Source organism: Klebsiella sp. 10, assembly GCF_018223925.1.
GTDB lineage: Bacteria > Pseudomonadota > Gammaproteobacteria > Enterobacterales > Enterobacteriaceae > Klebsiella > Klebsiella pneumoniae.
Map to the genome: position 1 here is coordinate 72,877 of NZ_JAGRRB010000006.1, position 13,393 is coordinate 86,269.

Annotated in this window: 14 protein-coding genes and 1 tRNA gene; 5 read left to right on the forward strand and 10 right to left on the reverse strand. The window is 56.6% G+C overall.

The features are described from left to right. The first annotated feature begins 82 nt into the window (after nucleotides 1-82). Together ppiC (KHQ26_RS08115) and ppiC (KHQ26_RS08120) are read left to right on the forward strand one after the other, a co-directional pair. Nucleotides 83-364, forward strand: a complete 282-nt coding sequence (ppiC, locus tag KHQ26_RS08115; RefSeq protein ID WP_020804041.1) for a peptidylprolyl isomerase PpiC — start codon at nucleotides 83-85, stop codon at nucleotides 362-364. Nucleotides 365-415: 51 nt separating this feature from the next. Further along, nucleotides 416-697 (forward strand): peptidylprolyl isomerase PpiC, encoded by a 282-nt coding sequence (gene ppiC / locus KHQ26_RS08120; protein ID WP_002883180.1) that lies wholly within the window; start codon nucleotides 416-418, stop codon nucleotides 695-697. Nucleotides 698-900: 203 nt separating this feature from the next. On the opposite strand, the gene ilvC is transcribed toward ppiC (KHQ26_RS08120), so the two are convergent. Further along, nucleotides 901-2,376 (reverse strand): ketol-acid reductoisomerase, encoded by a 1,476-nt coding sequence (gene ilvC, locus KHQ26_RS08125; RefSeq protein WP_002883178.1) that lies wholly within the window; start codon nucleotides 2,374-2,376, stop codon nucleotides 901-903. Between the two features lie 152 nt (nucleotides 2,377-2,528). Between ilvC and ilvY the strand changes: the two genes are divergently transcribed. Next, the gene (ilvY, locus tag KHQ26_RS08130; RefSeq protein WP_002883176.1) at nucleotides 2,529-3,419 is read left to right on the forward strand and encodes an HTH-type transcriptional activator IlvY; all 891 of its coding nucleotides are present in this window, start codon (nucleotides 2,529-2,531) and stop codon (nucleotides 3,417-3,419) included. Here ilvY and ilvA read toward each other — a convergent pair. The 7 genes from ilvA to ilvL all read right to left on the reverse strand — a co-directional run bounded on the left by ilvA (nucleotide 3,416) and on the right by ilvL (nucleotide 9,959). Next, nucleotides 3,416-4,960, reverse strand: a complete 1,545-nt coding sequence (gene ilvA / locus KHQ26_RS08135; protein WP_002883174.1) for a threonine ammonia-lyase, biosynthetic — start codon at nucleotides 4,958-4,960, stop codon at nucleotides 3,416-3,418. The two genes, ilvY and ilvA, sit on opposite strands and share 4 nt — an antisense overlap. Nucleotides 4,961-4,962: 2 nt before the next feature. Further along, a complete protein-coding gene (gene ilvD, locus KHQ26_RS08140) occupies nucleotides 4,963-6,813 on the reverse strand; it encodes a dihydroxy-acid dehydratase (protein WP_002883173.1) in 1,851 nt (616 codons plus the stop codon). Between the two features lie 60 nt (nucleotides 6,814-6,873). Beyond that, the gene (ilvE, locus tag KHQ26_RS08145; RefSeq protein ID WP_002883171.1) at nucleotides 6,874-7,803 is read right to left on the reverse strand and encodes a branched-chain-amino-acid transaminase; all 930 of its coding nucleotides are present in this window, start codon (nucleotides 7,801-7,803) and stop codon (nucleotides 6,874-6,876) included. Nucleotides 7,804-7,819: 16 nt separating this feature from the next. After that, on the reverse strand, nucleotides 7,820-8,077 hold the full coding sequence (gene ilvM / locus KHQ26_RS08150; RefSeq protein ID WP_002883170.1) for an acetolactate synthase 2 small subunit: 258 nt from the start codon (nucleotides 8,075-8,077) through the stop codon (nucleotides 7,820-7,822). Further along, nucleotides 8,074-9,720 carry an acetolactate synthase 2 catalytic subunit gene (gene ilvG / locus KHQ26_RS08155; RefSeq protein ID WP_029497104.1) on the reverse strand — a complete coding sequence of 549 codons (1,647 nt, stop codon included), beginning with the start codon at nucleotides 9,718-9,720 and terminating at the stop codon, nucleotides 8,074-8,076. Before ilvG ends, ilvM begins: the two co-directional genes overlap by 4 nt. Nucleotides 9,721-9,722: 2 nt before the next feature. Continuing rightward, nucleotides 9,723-9,776, reverse strand: a complete 54-nt coding sequence (gene ilvX, locus KHQ26_RS26290) for a peptide IlvX (protein WP_201281575.1) — start codon at nucleotides 9,774-9,776, stop codon at nucleotides 9,723-9,725. A gap of 84 nt (nucleotides 9,777-9,860) precedes the next feature. Next, nucleotides 9,861-9,959: an ilv operon leader peptide gene (gene ilvL, locus KHQ26_RS08165; RefSeq protein ID WP_001311244.1), complete on the reverse strand. Its 99-nt coding sequence runs from the start codon at nucleotides 9,957-9,959 to the stop codon at nucleotides 9,861-9,863. Between the two features lie 354 nt (nucleotides 9,960-10,313). Here ilvL and KHQ26_RS08170 point away from each other — a divergent pair, with 354 nt between their 5' ends. Then, the gene (locus KHQ26_RS08170) at nucleotides 10,314-11,834 is read left to right on the forward strand and encodes a YifB family Mg chelatase-like AAA ATPase (protein ID WP_002883134.1); all 1,521 of its coding nucleotides are present in this window, start codon (nucleotides 10,314-10,316) and stop codon (nucleotides 11,832-11,834) included. A gap of 24 nt (nucleotides 11,835-11,858) precedes the next feature. On the opposite strand, the gene KHQ26_RS08175 is transcribed toward KHQ26_RS08170, so the two are convergent. Beyond that, nucleotides 11,859-12,197 carry a DUF413 domain-containing protein gene (locus KHQ26_RS08175; RefSeq protein ID WP_004146520.1) on the reverse strand — a complete coding sequence of 113 codons (339 nt, stop codon included), beginning with the start codon at nucleotides 12,195-12,197 and terminating at the stop codon, nucleotides 11,859-11,861. A gap of 118 nt (nucleotides 12,198-12,315) precedes the next feature. Here KHQ26_RS08175 and hdfR point away from each other — a divergent pair, with 118 nt between their 5' ends. Then, entirely contained in the window at nucleotides 12,316-13,137 is an 822-nt protein-coding gene (hdfR, locus tag KHQ26_RS08180) for an HTH-type transcriptional regulator HdfR (RefSeq protein WP_002883081.1), read from the forward strand. A gap of 109 nt (nucleotides 13,138-13,246) precedes the next feature. Here hdfR and KHQ26_RS08185 read toward each other — a convergent pair. Then, nucleotides 13,247-13,322 (reverse strand) — tRNA-Trp (locus KHQ26_RS08185). Nucleotides 13,323-13,393: the final 71 nt, after the last annotated feature.

A 13,393-nucleotide genomic window follows, 5' to 3' on the forward strand; every position in this document is an offset into this window, starting at 1 on the left:
GGGATTGTAGCAGAAAGCGGAGCCGAGATTTACTGACTGATGGTAAAGTGTCAGCCACACAAACCATCCTGAGAATGATGTCATGGCAAAAAGCGCAGCGGCCCTGCATATCCTGATCAAAGAAGAGAAACTGGCGCTGGAGATCCTCGCCAAACTGGAGCGGGGCGTCAGCTTCGATCATCTGGCGAAACGCTATTCTAAATGTCCGTCTGGCCGCAACGGCGGCGACTTAGGCGAGTTTCAGCAAGGCGCAATGGTCGGTCCGTTTGATCAAGCCGTCTTCAGCTGTCCGCTGCTCAAACCCTATGGCCCGGTGAAAACCAAATTCGGCTACCACATCATCAAGGTGCTGTATCGCCGCTAGCGCGTGATACTATGGCGCCCTGATTTATTCCAACTCACTCAAGGCGCAATCATGGCTAAAACCGCGGCAGCACTGCATATCCTGGTAAAAGAAGAGAAACTGGCGCTCGATCTGCTCGAGCAGCTCAAAAACGGCGCCGATTTCGGCAAGCTGGCAAAGAAACACTCCATTTGTCCGTCAGGCAAACGCGGCGGCGATCTGGGTGAGTTCCGCCAGGGCCAGATGGTACCGGCCTTCGATAAAGTGGTCTTCTCCTGCCCTGAACTGGAGCCAACCGGCCCGCTGCATACCCAGTTCGGCTACCACATCATCAAAGTGCTGTACCGGAAATAATAAAAAAACCCGGGGATCTTAATCTCCGGGTTTTTGCCTGATGGCGCTTCGCTTATCAGGCCTACTAAACAAATCCATGCCTCTATGGATTTCGGCTTGCCGGAAGGCGGCAAGGAAGTACATCCCCAGGAACAAAGATTACTATGTGACTGGGGTGTACGTACCGTAGCCAACGCATCGGCAAGTCGAAAGACGACGAGGAATTAGCCGGCTACCGCGATACGCTTCATATCGGTCATATAACCGCGCAGTTTCTTACCAACCTGCTCGATAGCGTGGCTGCGAATCGCTTCGTTCACATCGCGCAGCTGCGCGTTATCTACCGCGCCTTCGGCAATCGCTGTGCCCAGGTCGCCGGTCTGCAGGGTGGTCATGAACTCTTTCAGCAGCGGTACGCAAGCGTAAGAGAACAGGTAGTTACCATATTCAGCGGTATCGGAAATAACCACGTTCATCTCATACAGACGCTTACGGGCGATGGTGTTGGCGATAAGCGGCAGCTCATGCAGTGATTCGTAGTAAGCAGACTCTTCGATGATGCCGGAGGCCACCATGGTTTCGAAGGCCAGCTCAACGCCCGCTTTCACCATCGCGATCATCAGAACGCCTTTATCGAAGTACTCCTGCTCGCCGATTTTGCCTTCATATTGCGGCGCGGTTTCGAAGGCGGTTTTGCCGGTCTCTTCACGCCAGGTCAGCAGTTTCTTATCATCATTCGCCCAGTCCGCCATCATACCGGAGGAGAATTCGCCGGAGATGATGTCGTCCATGTGTTTCTGGAACAGCGGCGCCATGATCTCTTTCAGCTGCTCGGACAGCGCATAAGCGCGCAGTTTCGCCGGGTTGGAGAGGCGATCCATCATCAGGGTGATGCCGCCCTGCTTCAGCGCTTCGGTGATGGTTTCCCAGCCGAACTGAATCAGTTTTTCTGCATACGCCGGATCGGTACCTTCCGCCACCAGCTTGTCGAAGCACAGCAGAGAACCCGCCTGCAGCATGCCGCAAAGGATGGTTTGCTCGCCCATCAGGTCAGATTTCACTTCCGCCACGAAGGAAGATTCCAGCACGCCCGCGCGGTGGCCGCCTGTCGCCGCCGCCCACGCTTTGGCAATGGCCATGCCTTCGCCTTTCGGGTCGTTTTCCGGGTGTACCGCGATAAGCGTCGGTACGCCGAAACCGCGTTTGTACTCTTCACGCACTTCGGTGCCCGGGCACTTCGGCGCCACCATCACCACGGTGATGTCTTTACGGATCTGCTCGCCCACTTCCACGATGTTGAAGCCGTGGGAGTAACCCAGCGCTGCGCCGTCTTTCATCAGCGGCTGTACGGAGCGCACAACGTCTGAGTGCTGTTTGTCCGGCGTCAGGTTAACCACCAGGTCCGCCTGCGGGATCAGCTCTTCATAAGTGCCGACTTTGAAGCCGTTTTCAGTCGCTTTACGCCAGGAGGCGCGCTTCTCAGCGATCGCTTCTTTACGCAGCGCATAGGAGATATCCAGGCCGGAGTCACGCATGTTCAGACCCTGGTTCAGGCCCTGCGCGCCGCAGCCGACGATGACCACTTTTTTACCCTGAAGGTAGCTTGCGCCATCGGCGAATTCGTCGCGCGCCATAAAGCGGCATTTGCCCAGCTGTGCCAGCTGCTGGCGCAGGTTCAGTGTATTAAAGTAGTTAGCCATGTCTGTAACTCCGTGATGTTGTGTCGTGCTTATTGTTCGGTTTGCTTTTGCGAGAATGAACTTACTATATGACAGGAATTTTATTGCGGAAATTGATATATTCACAACGTCACATTGCATTTTATGAAATACAAAACCGGGGAGTACGCGCCGTGGATTTACGCGATCTGAAAACCTTTCTGCATCTGGCGGAAAGCCGCCATTTTGGCCGCAGCGCGCGGGCCATGCACGTCAGCCCGTCGACGCTTTCGCGCCAGATCCAGCGTCTGGAAGAGGACCTCGGCCAGCCGCTGTTCGTGCGAGATAATCGCACGGTGACCCTTACCGAAGCCGGGGAAGAGTTACGTACCTTTGCCCAACAGACTTTATTGCAGTATCAGCAGCTTCGTCACGTCATCGATCAGCAGGGCCCTTCGCTCTCCGGCGAGCTGCACATCTTCTGCTCTGTCACCGCCGCCTATAGCCATCTGCCGCCGATCCTCGACCGCTTTCGCGCCGCGCACCCCTCGGTGGAGATCAAGCTCTCGACCGGCGACGCCGCCGACGCTATGGAGAAGGTCGTCACCGGCGAAGCCGACCTGGCGATTGCCGGTAAGCCGGAGACTCTGCCAGGGTCGGTGGCGTTTTCGATGCTGGAGAACCTCGCCGTGGTGTTAATTGCCCCGGCCCTTCCCTGCCCGGTGCGCAACCAGGTGACCGTCGAGCGCCCCGACTGGTCGACAGTGCCCTTTATCATGGCCGACCAGGGGCCGGTACGTCGGCGCATCGAGCTGTGGTTTCGGCGGCATAAAATCAGCAATCCGTCGATCTACGCCACCGTCGGCGGGCACGAAGCGATGGTGTCGATGGTCGCCCTGGGATGCGGCGTGGCGCTGCTGCCGGAAGTGGTGCTGGAGAACAGTCCGGAGCCGGTACGCAACAGGGTGATGATCCTGGAGCGCAGCGATGAGCAAACGCCGTTTGAGCTGGGTGTTTGCGCACAAAAAAAGCGGCTGCATGAGCCGCTTATTGATGCTTTCTGGAAAATTCTTCCCAACCACTAACCCGCGAGGAAAAAGCGGAATGCCGGGTTATGCGTTTCGTCGTGGCACTCATAGCCCAGCTCATTGAGACGAGTTTCAAAGTCCGGCTCGTGCTCGCCCAACTCGAAGGCCGCCAGTACCCGACCATAGTCAGTGCCGTGGCTGCGGTAGTGGAACAATGAAATATTCCAGTGGGTGCCAAGGGTATGCAGGAATTTCAGCAGCGCCCCCGGCGATTCCGGAAACTCGAAGCTGAACAGCCGCTCCTGCAGCGCTTTTGACGGCCGGCCGCCGACCATATAGCGCACATGCAGCTTAGCCATCTCATCATCAGAGAGATCCACCACGCTGTAGCCGCCGTCGTTCAGTAACTGGAGGATCTCTTTCCGCTCTTCCAGGCCACGACTCAGGCGTACCCCGACAAAAATACAGGCGTCTTTGGCATCGGCAAAGCGGTAGTTGAACTCCGTCACCGAGCGGCCCCCCAGTAGCTGGCAAAACTTCAAAAAGCTACCTTTCTCTTCCGGGATCGTCACCGCCAGCAGCGCTTCGCGCTGTTCCCCGAGCTCGCAGCGCTCGGACACGTAGCGCAGGCCGTGGAAGTTGACGTTGGCCCCGGACAGAATATGAGCCAGACGCTCGCCGCGGATGTTATGCTGGGCGATATACTTTTTCATCCCCGCCAGCGCCAGCGCGCCGGAAGGCTCCGCCACCGCCCGCACATCTTCGAACAGATCCTTCATCGCCGCGCAGATAGCATCGCTATCGACGGTGATGATATCGTCCAGATACTCCTGGCATAAACGGAACGTTTCATCGCCGATGCGTTTGACCGCCACGCCTTCGGCAAACAAGCCGACGCGCGGCAGATCCACCGGATGGCCTGCGTCCAGCGCCGCCTTCAGGCAAGCAGAATCTTCCGCCTCCACCGCGATCACTTTGATCTGCGGCATCAGCTGCTTGATCAGCACCGCCACGCCCGCTGCCAGACCGCCGCCGCCCACCGGGACGAAGACGCGGTCAATATGGGCATCCTGCTGCAGCAGCTCCAGCGCCAGGGTTCCCTGTCCGGCGATGACCATTGGGTGATCGAACGGCGGCACCCAGGTAAAACCCTGCTGTTGCGCCAGCTCAATCGCTCTCGCCTTCGCTTCGTCAAAGTTGGCGCCGTGCAGCAGCACTTCGCCGCCAAAGCCGCGAACGGCATCGACTTTGATATCGGCGGTCGCTACCGGCATCACGATCAGCGCCTTAACGCCCAGCCGCGATGCGGAAAACGCCACGCCCTGGGCATGGTTGCCCGCCGAAGCGGTGATCACCCCGTGGGATTTCTGTTCGGCAGTCAGGCTGGACATCATCGCGTAAGCGCCGCGCAGCTTAAAGCTGTGTACCGGCTGGCGATCTTCACGCTTCACCAGAATAACGTTATCCAGCCGCGACGAGAGCTTATCCATTTTTTGCAGCGGCGTTTTCTGCACCGCTTCATAAACCGGCGCGCGCAGCACTGCTCGCAGGTACTCGGCGCCCTCAGGGGCGCCGGACAAGGGTTGTGAATCCGCCATGATTAGCCACCCAGCTTGGATTTATCGCGTACCGCGCCTTTGTCGGCGCTGGTCGCCAGGCTGGCGTAGGCGCGAAGGGCAAAGGAGACCTGACGCTGGCGATTCTTCGGCGTCCACGCCTGGTCGCCACGCGCCTCCTGGGCTTCACGACGCGCCGCAATTTCCGCATCGCTCAGCTGCAGCTGGATGCTGCGGTTCGGAATATCAATCGCGATCATGTCGCCATCTTCAATGAGCGCAATGTTGCCGCCGCTCGCCGCTTCCGGAGAGACGTGACCGATAGAGAGCCCTGAGGTGCCGCCGGAGAAACGGCCATCGGTGATCAGCGCGCACGCTTTGCCCAGCCCCATCGACTTCAGGAAGCTGGTGGGGTAAAGCATTTCCTGCATCCCCGGCCCGCCTTTCGGCCCTTCGTAGCGGATCACCACGACGTCGCCTTCCACGACTTTACCGCCGAGGATGGCCTCAACCGCATCGTCCTGGCTCTCATATACTTTCGCCGGACCGGTAAATTTCAGGATGCTGTCGTCCACGCCGGCGGTTTTCACGATACAACCGTTTTCTGCGAAATTGCCGTACAGCACCGCCAGGCCGCCGTCCTTGCTGTAAGCGTGTTCCAGAGAACGGATACAGCCTTCGGCGCGATCGTCATCCAGGGTATCCCAGCGGCAGTCTTGCGAGAACGCCTGGGTGGTACGGATGCCCGCCGGGCCGGCGCGGAACATTTTTTTCACCGCGTCGTCCTGGGTCACCATCACATCGTACTGTTCCAGGGTCTGCGGCAGCGTCAGGCCAAGGACGTTTTTGACCTCGCGATTCAGCAGCCCGGCGCGGTCCAGCTCGCCCAGAATGCCCAGCACGCCGCCGGCGCGATGCACATCTTCCATATGGTATTTCTGCGTGCTCGGCGCCACCTTACACAGCTGCGGCACTTTGCGGGAGAGCTTATCGATATCGCTCATGGTGAAGTCGATTTCAGCTTCCTGCGCCGCCGCCAGCAGGTGCAGAACGGTATTGGTGGAGCCGCCCATGGCGATATCCAGCGTCATAGCGTTCTCAAAGGCCGCCTTGCTGGCGATATTGCGCGGCAGCGCGGAAGCGTCATCCTGCTCGTAATAGCGTTTGGTCAGCTCCACGATACGTTTCCCGGCGTTTAGGAACAGCTCCTTACGATCGGCGTGGGTCGCCAGCAGAGAGCCGTTGCCCGGCTGTGACAGGCCCAGCGCTTCGGTCAGGCAGTTCATGGAGTTCGCCGTGAACATCCCGGAACAGGAGCCGCAGGTCGGGCAGGCGGAGCGTTCCACCTGATTACTCTGCTCGTCGGACACTTTCGGATCCGCCCCCTGAATCATCGCATCCACCAGGTCAAGCTTGATGATTTTATCTGACAGCTTGGTCTTCCCGGCTTCCATCGGGCCGCCGGACACAAAGATCACCGGAATGTTCAGGCGCAGGGAAGCCATCAGCATCCCCGGGGTAATTTTGTCGCAGTTGGAGATACAAACCATGGCATCAGCGCAGTGGGCGTTAACCATATACTCCACCGAGTCGGCGATCAGCTCGCGGGATGGCAGTGAATAGAGCATACCCCCGTGGCCCATAGCGATCCCATCATCCACTGCGATGGTGTTGAATTCTTTGGCCACGCCACCGGCGGCTTCAATCTGCTCGGCAACCAGTTTGCCGAGATCGCGCAGGTGCACGTGCCCGGGGACAAACTGGGTAAAGGAGTTAACAACGGCGATAATCGGTTTGCCGAAATCGGCATCGGTCATTCCGGTTGCGCGCCACAACGCGCGGGCGCCCGCCATATTGCGGCCATGTGTGGTGGTGGCGGAACGGTACTTAGGCATGCTCTTTTTACTCCCATCTGTGTTTATTAAATGGGACGGTGCGTGCCGTCCCATTTTTAATTACTTACTTACCGGATCCAACCAGCCCCATTTATCTTCTGTTTCACCGGTGAAGAGGCCAAAGAAGGCTTCCTGAATGCGTTTGGTTACCGGACCGCGACGGCCTGCGCCGACCTGGATGCCGTCCACGCTGCGTACCGGGGTGATTTCCGCCGCAGTGCCGGACATGAAGACTTCATCCGCCAGATACAGGGATTCACGGGACAACACCTGCTCGCGGACTTCGATACCAAGATCTTTCGCCAGCTTGATAATGGCGTCGCGGGTAATGCCCGGCAGCGCGGAAGAGGTAAACGGCGGGGTGAACAGTACACCGTCCTTCACTTCAAACAGGTTTTCCCCTGCGCCTTCGGAGATATAGCCGTTAACATCGAGGGCGATACCTTCCTGATAGCCATGGCGACGCGCTTCACTGCCAACCAGCAGCGAGGAAAGATAATTACCACCGGCTTTCGCTGCCGTCGGGATAGTGTTCGGCGCCGCGCGGTTCCAGGAAGAGACCATTGCATCGATCCCCTGCTCAAGCGCTTCTGCGCCGAGGTAGGCTCCCCATGGGAACGCCGCGATGATCACGTCAGTGTTGTAACCCGGAGGCGGGTTTACCCCCATGCCGACATCGCCAACAAACACCAGCGGACGGATATAAGCGCTGGTCAGATTATTGGTTCGAATGACTTCGCGGCAGGCTTCCATCAGTTCGTCGACGCTCTGGGAGACCGGGAAACGATAAATTTTGGCTGAATCATGCAGACGCTGCATATGTTCGCGATGACGGAACACCACCGGGCCTTTGTGCGAGTCGTAGCAACGGATCCCCTCGAATACCGAGGTACCGTAGTGCAGCGCATGGGACATCACATGAACTTTCGCTTCGCCCCACGGAACCATCTCGCCATTGAACCAAATGTAATCAGCTTTTTTCGTCGTCATTTTTCTTCCTTTGCGCTCAGGCGCGGATTTGTTGTGATGTGGGTTGCTGGATCTCGACGCAGGCAACGTCGACCAGTTTGCTTAATTGACTAAACAGTAATTCGACGGGCCGCGGGCTGGCAACGGTCAATTCGATATTTATGTTCTGTGCGTCCGGCGCGGTTTCCATGTTCATTGCGCAGATGTGGAAACCCCGGTGGCGGACAACGCGCAGCACGCGCTCTAAGGTTTCCGGATTGAAACGTGCCTGTAAAGCGACCTGATGTTGCATCATGATAATTTCTCCAGCATTTCAGAGTTACTGGCGCCGGGCGGCACCAACGGCCAGACATTCTCAAGTTCGTCGATTGAGACATGAAGCAGGTATGGCCCCTGGCTCGAAAGCATGGTGTCGAGTGCCGCTTCAACCTGGTCTTTACGGGTGATGTGTTGGCCAGGAATACCGAAGGCGCTGGCCAGCGTGAGGAAATCAGGGTTATCAGTCAGAGTGGTTTCGCTATAACGTTCCTGGAAAAACAGCTGCTGCCATTGTCGAACCATCCCTAACCGCTGGTTGTCGAGTAACACGATCTTCAGCGGTAACTGCTTGCGTTTAACGGTGCCCAGCTCCTGTACATTCATCATGAAGGAGCCGTCACCGGAGATACAGATCACCGTATCGTTAGGGCGAGCCACCTGGGCGCCAACGGCGGCCGGCAGGCCAAAGCCCATAGTGCCTAAGCCGCTGGAGGTGATAAAGTTTTCCGGGCGGGTATAGCTCATATGCTGAGCCGACCACATCTGGTGCTGGCCAACGTCGGTGGTCACCACGCTGTCCGCCGGCTTGCGGTCGGAAAGCTGCTTCAGCAGCAGCGGCGCGTAGATTGCCTCACCGGGATGATCGTAACGCCAGGCATGCTCGGCACGCAGTGCGGCACTCCGCTCGCGCCAGCCATCGATAGCTAACGGCTGCTGCAGCGCCGGCAGCAGGCAGTTCAGATCGCCTGTCAGACCGATATGCGACTGACGCAGCTTGTTCAGCTCCGCCGGATCGATGTCCATGTGGATCACTTTGGCATGCGGTGCGAAGGTATTGAGCTTACCGGTCACGCGATCGTCAAAGCGCGCGCCGACGGCGATCAGCAGATCGCACTCCTGTACCGCCAGGTTGGCCGCCTTAGTGCCGTGCATTCCCAGCATGCCGAGATAATAGGGATAATCAGCATCCACCACGCCCAGCCCTTTCAGGGTGCAGGTTGCCGGCATCCTGGTCACCGCCAGGAATTCGCGCAAAGCCGGTACCGCCTGCGCCATGCCGACCCCGCCGCCAACATACAGCATCGGTTGCTGCGATTGGGCCAGCATCTGCAGAGCCTGCGCCACTTCCGCCTGCGGAAATGCCATCTCATCGGCGACGGTAGAGAAATGGGGATCGAGGTCGCCCTGCGCCATCTGAATATCCTTAGGGATATCAACCAGCACCGGACCTGGACGGCCTGAGTTTGCCACCTGGAAAGCCTCAGCAATAACCCGCGGCAGTTCGTCCAGAGACTGCACAAGGAAACTGTGCTTAGTACAGGCCAGTGACAAACCGAGAACGTCTACTTCCTGGAACGCATCCGTGCCGATGAAGGGTGCGGCCACCTGGCCGGTGATAGCTACGATGGGAATAGAGTCAAGCAGGGCGTCCGCCAGGCCGGTGATCAGATTGGTCGCGCCCGGGCCGGACGTCGCGATACACACCCCGGTTTTACCGGTTGCTCGCGCATAACCAATGGCCGCCATGGCTGCCCCTTGCTCATGCCGGCACAGCAGGTGCTCCACGCCGCCGTCATACAGTGCATCGTAAACCGGCATAATTGCGCCACCCGGATAGCCAAAAACTGTGTCGACTCCCTGTGTCCGCAAAGCATGTACCACCCACTGCGCACCATTCATAGTTAGTTCCCCGTCATAAATCGGGAGAAACAGAATTTTATGCTAAAAGTCATCATCTGCTCCTCGCTTAGGTTATTTCAGTTATAAAAAAACCCCCGGACCTTTCGGTGCGGGGGTCTTAGTTCGTTAAGGCTTGATTTCTAAGCCTTTCCTCGTCCAAGTGCAGCCCCGCACGGTGGGATAATAATCACCACCACGCTAATCACGACCAGGCTAATCACTCGTAGAAGGGCTGTCATTTTCTATACTTTCTGGCTTCTTGTTCGAAGGAATACCTAAAGAGTTACCACAGACATCACATAAAGCACAAGATTTTTTTATATCTTCGTTGCTGATCAGCCTAACGGTTTCAATAAAAATAATTGTTTTATATGAAAAAAATCAAAAATGAAAAAAATTCAGTTTTCTCACCCCTGCCGCGCTCTTCGGCGCCCTCTTTGCCAACATAGCTCTGTTTTGCGATCAAACGTCCATTTTCGGCTAAATGTAACGATGTGCCGCGAAAAGTATGGATACGCAGTTCTAAATTCGCACTTTTTCCATTCTCGCTTTACGTCATGCCAACCATAATTCTTCTCTGTCCAGGAGGTTTTATGTCGCTCGCTATCGTCTATACTCGCGCGGCGCTCGGTATCGAAGCGCCATTGATTACCGTTGAGGTTCATCTCAGCAACGGTCTTCCTGGTCTAACTATGGTCGGGCTGCCGGAAACCACCGTGAAAGAGGCCCGCGACCGGGTCCGCAGCGCCCTGATCAACAGCGGCTACGCTTTTCCTGCGAAGAAGATAACCATTAACCTGGCGCCAGCGGATCTGCCCAAAGAAGGCGGACGATACGATCTGCCCATCGCTCTCGCGCTTCTCGTTGCCTCAGAGCAGCTCAACACGACGCGACTGAATCAATATGAGTTTGTGGGCGAACTCGCCCTTACAGGTGGGTTACGAGGCGTTCCAGGGGCGATCCCCAGCGCAATGGAGGCCATCAAAGCCGGCCGGCGCATTGTCGTCTCCTCTGACAATGCGGCGGAGGTCGGCCTGATCGGCGGCAGCGATTGTCTGGTCGCCGACCATCTGCAGGAGGTTTGCGCATTTCTTGCGGGGCAGACATCGCTTTCGCCGCCTCTCGCCGAGGCGCCTGCTCGGGATGAACGCTACGAAGATCTGCTCGATGTTATCGGCCAGCAGCAGGGCAAACGAGCGCTGGAGATTGTGGCCGCCGGTGGTCACAACCTGCTCCTGATAGGCCCGCCCGGGACCGGGAAAACCATGCTAGCCAGCCGACTCCCCGGTCTCCTGCCGCCATTAAGCAATCAGGAAGCGCTGGAGAGCGCGGCCATACAGAGTCTGGTCAACCTCCACACCGCAAAGACGCGGTGGCGTCAGAGGCCGTTCCGCGCCCCCCACCATAGCGCCTCGCTGGCAGCGATGGTGGGCGGCGGCTCGATACCGGTCCCCGGTGAGATTTCCCTGGCCCATAATGGCGTGCTGTTTCTTGATGAACTGCCGGAGTTTGAGCGGCGGGTACTGGATGCGCTACGCGAACCCATTGAGTCAGGCAAGATCCACATATCACGCTCGCGCGCCAAAATTGACTATCCGGCGCGCTTTCAGCTTATTGCAGCGATGAATCCAAGCCCGACAGGACATTATCAGGGTAAACATAATCGTGCATCGCCGGAGCAGACATTGCGCTACCTTGGACGCCTGTCAGGCCCCTTCCTCGACCGCTTCGATCTTTCCTTAGAGATCCCATTGCCACCGCCAGGAATACTGAGTCAGGGCTCGCAGGGCGAAGAATCGAGCGCAACGGTCCGGCAGCGGGTGCTGGCGGCGCGTGAACGACAAATGCTCAGGCAAAATAAACTCAATGCCCATCTTGAGAATCGTGAAATGAAGAACTGCTGCCGCTTAAGGCGGGAGGATGCTGTCTGGCTGGAACAGACGCTAACGCAGCTGGGGCTTTCTATTCGCGCCTGGCAGCGTCTGTTAAAGGTTGCGAGAACCATTGCCGATCTGGCAGAGGTTGAAGAGATTGAACGCTGTCATTTGCAGGAGGCGCTCAGCTATCGGGCAATTGATCGGATGCTCAACCATCTGCAGAAAATGATGGCGTAAAAAAAGGGCTTACGCCCTTTTTTCTTAGTCATCGCTTTCGGTGTAATCGTCAGCGCCTTCCATCTGCGGTTTGCCGCCGGACAGAGTATGGAAACGCTTCGGCCGCTTGATACGCGCCATATACTTAATCCATACGCGTTCTGCTTCCGTCACCGGCTCACGTTCACCACGGCACACCGAGACAAATTGTTTTTCATCTTCGGTAACAGGTTCGCGCTTACCCAGTTCCAGTTCGTTAAAGGCATAACCATGACGTTCCAGCAGTTGCGCCTCTTTGATGGTGAAATCACCGTGACGGGAGAACCCGCGTGGATAATTTTTATTGTCGAAAAAACGATTAGTCGTCGTAAAGCTTTCCGCCATCCTACACGCTCCTGATTCTTTGGCCGAGCTATTTATGGCGCGGAGTATTAGTTACGCTTGACAGAGCGTCAAACAAAACATTTAAATCATCACGACAAATAATTTTGTGGAGAACGGTGTGGATACGGAATTGCTCAAGACTTTCCTGGAAGTGAGTAGAACTCGTCACTTTGGGCGAGCAGCAGAGGCGCTTTACCTGACACAGTCAGCAGTCAGCTTTCGTATTCGTCAGCTGGAAAATCAACTTGGTGTGAATCTGTTCACCCGTCATCGTAATAACATCCGCCTGACGACCGCCGGCGAAAAGCTCCTCCCCTATGCCGAAACGCTCATGAATACCTGGCAGGCTGCGCGCAAGGAGGTGGCACACTCTTCGCGACATAATGAATTCTCCATTGGGGCCAGCGCCTCCCTGTGGGAATGTATGCTTAACAGCTGGCTCGGTACCCTCTACAGCGCACCTTACAATCTCCAGTTTGAAGCCCGTATCGCGCAGCGGCAGTCGTTGGTTAAACAGCTTCACGAACGCCAGTTGGATCTGCTGATCACCACCGAATCGCCGAAGATGGATGAATTAAGCAGCCAGCTGTTGGGTAATTTTACTCTTGCCCTGTATTGCGCATCGCCTGCAAAAAACAGAAATGAATTGAATTACTTGCGCCTTGAATGGGGGCCTGATTTTCAGCAAAACGAAGTGGGACTGATAGGAAGCGATGATGTTCCGCTGCTCACTACCTCTTCAGCTGAACTGATCTATCAGCAATTATCGCGCCTGAACGGCTGCTGTTGGCTACCTGCTCGCTGGGCGAAAGAGAAGCATGGGTTACATACGGTCATGGACAGCGCTACGTTATCCCGTCCACTTTATGCGATCTGGTTACAAAATAGCGATAAGCAGGCGCAGATCCATGAGATCCTGAAAAACCCTATTCTGGAATAAACGCTACTCTCCATGGACGGAGAACAGCAAGGTATTTTCGTCGGGGATATTGCCAATGGAGATTAGAGATAAAAAAAAATCCTTTGCCTGAGCAAAGGATTCTTATAAATGGCAGGGGCGGAGAGACTCGAACTCCCAACACCCGGTTTTGGAGACCGGTGCTCTACCAATTGAACTACGCCCCTAAAATTTTCTTACCACTAAGCCTGCTATTTGAGCAGGCTTAATGTTAAATAAGTGGCGGAACGGACGGGAC

Bases quoted from the DNA above. Each gene is read 5' to 3' on its own strand.
- ilvL (WP_001311244.1), bottom strand. From the start codon at position 9,959: ATGACAGCCCTTCTACGAGTGATTAGCCTGGTCGTGATTAGCGTGGTG.
- ilvC (WP_002883178.1), bottom strand. From the start codon at position 2,376: ATGGCTAACTACTTTAATACACTGAACCTGCGCCAGCAGCTGGCACAG.
- ilvD (WP_002883173.1), bottom strand. From the start codon at position 6,813: ATGCCTAAGTACCGTTCCGCCACCACCACACATGGCCGCAATATGGCG.
- ilvM (WP_002883170.1), bottom strand. From the start codon at position 8,077: ATGATGCAACATCAGGTCGCTTTACAGGCACGTTTCAATCCGGAAACC.
- ppiC (WP_002883180.1), top strand. From the start codon at position 416: ATGGCTAAAACCGCGGCAGCACTGCATATCCTGGTAAAAGAAGAGAAA.
- ilvA (WP_002883174.1), bottom strand. From the start codon at position 4,960: ATGGCGGATTCACAACCCTTGTCCGGCGCCCCTGAGGGCGCCGAGTAC.
- ppiC (WP_020804041.1), top strand. From the start codon at position 83: ATGGCAAAAAGCGCAGCGGCCCTGCATATCCTGATCAAAGAAGAGAAA.
- KHQ26_RS08170 (WP_002883134.1), top strand. From the start codon at position 10,314: ATGTCGCTCGCTATCGTCTATACTCGCGCGGCGCTCGGTATCGAAGCG.
- ilvG (WP_029497104.1), bottom strand. From the start codon at position 9,720: ATGAATGGTGCGCAGTGGGTGGTACATGCTTTGCGGACACAGGGAGTC.
- KHQ26_RS08175 (WP_004146520.1), bottom strand. From the start codon at position 12,197: ATGGCGGAAAGCTTTACGACGACTAATCGTTTTTTCGACAATAAAAAT.
- ilvE (WP_002883171.1), bottom strand. From the start codon at position 7,803: ATGACGACGAAAAAAGCTGATTACATTTGGTTCAATGGCGAGATGGTT.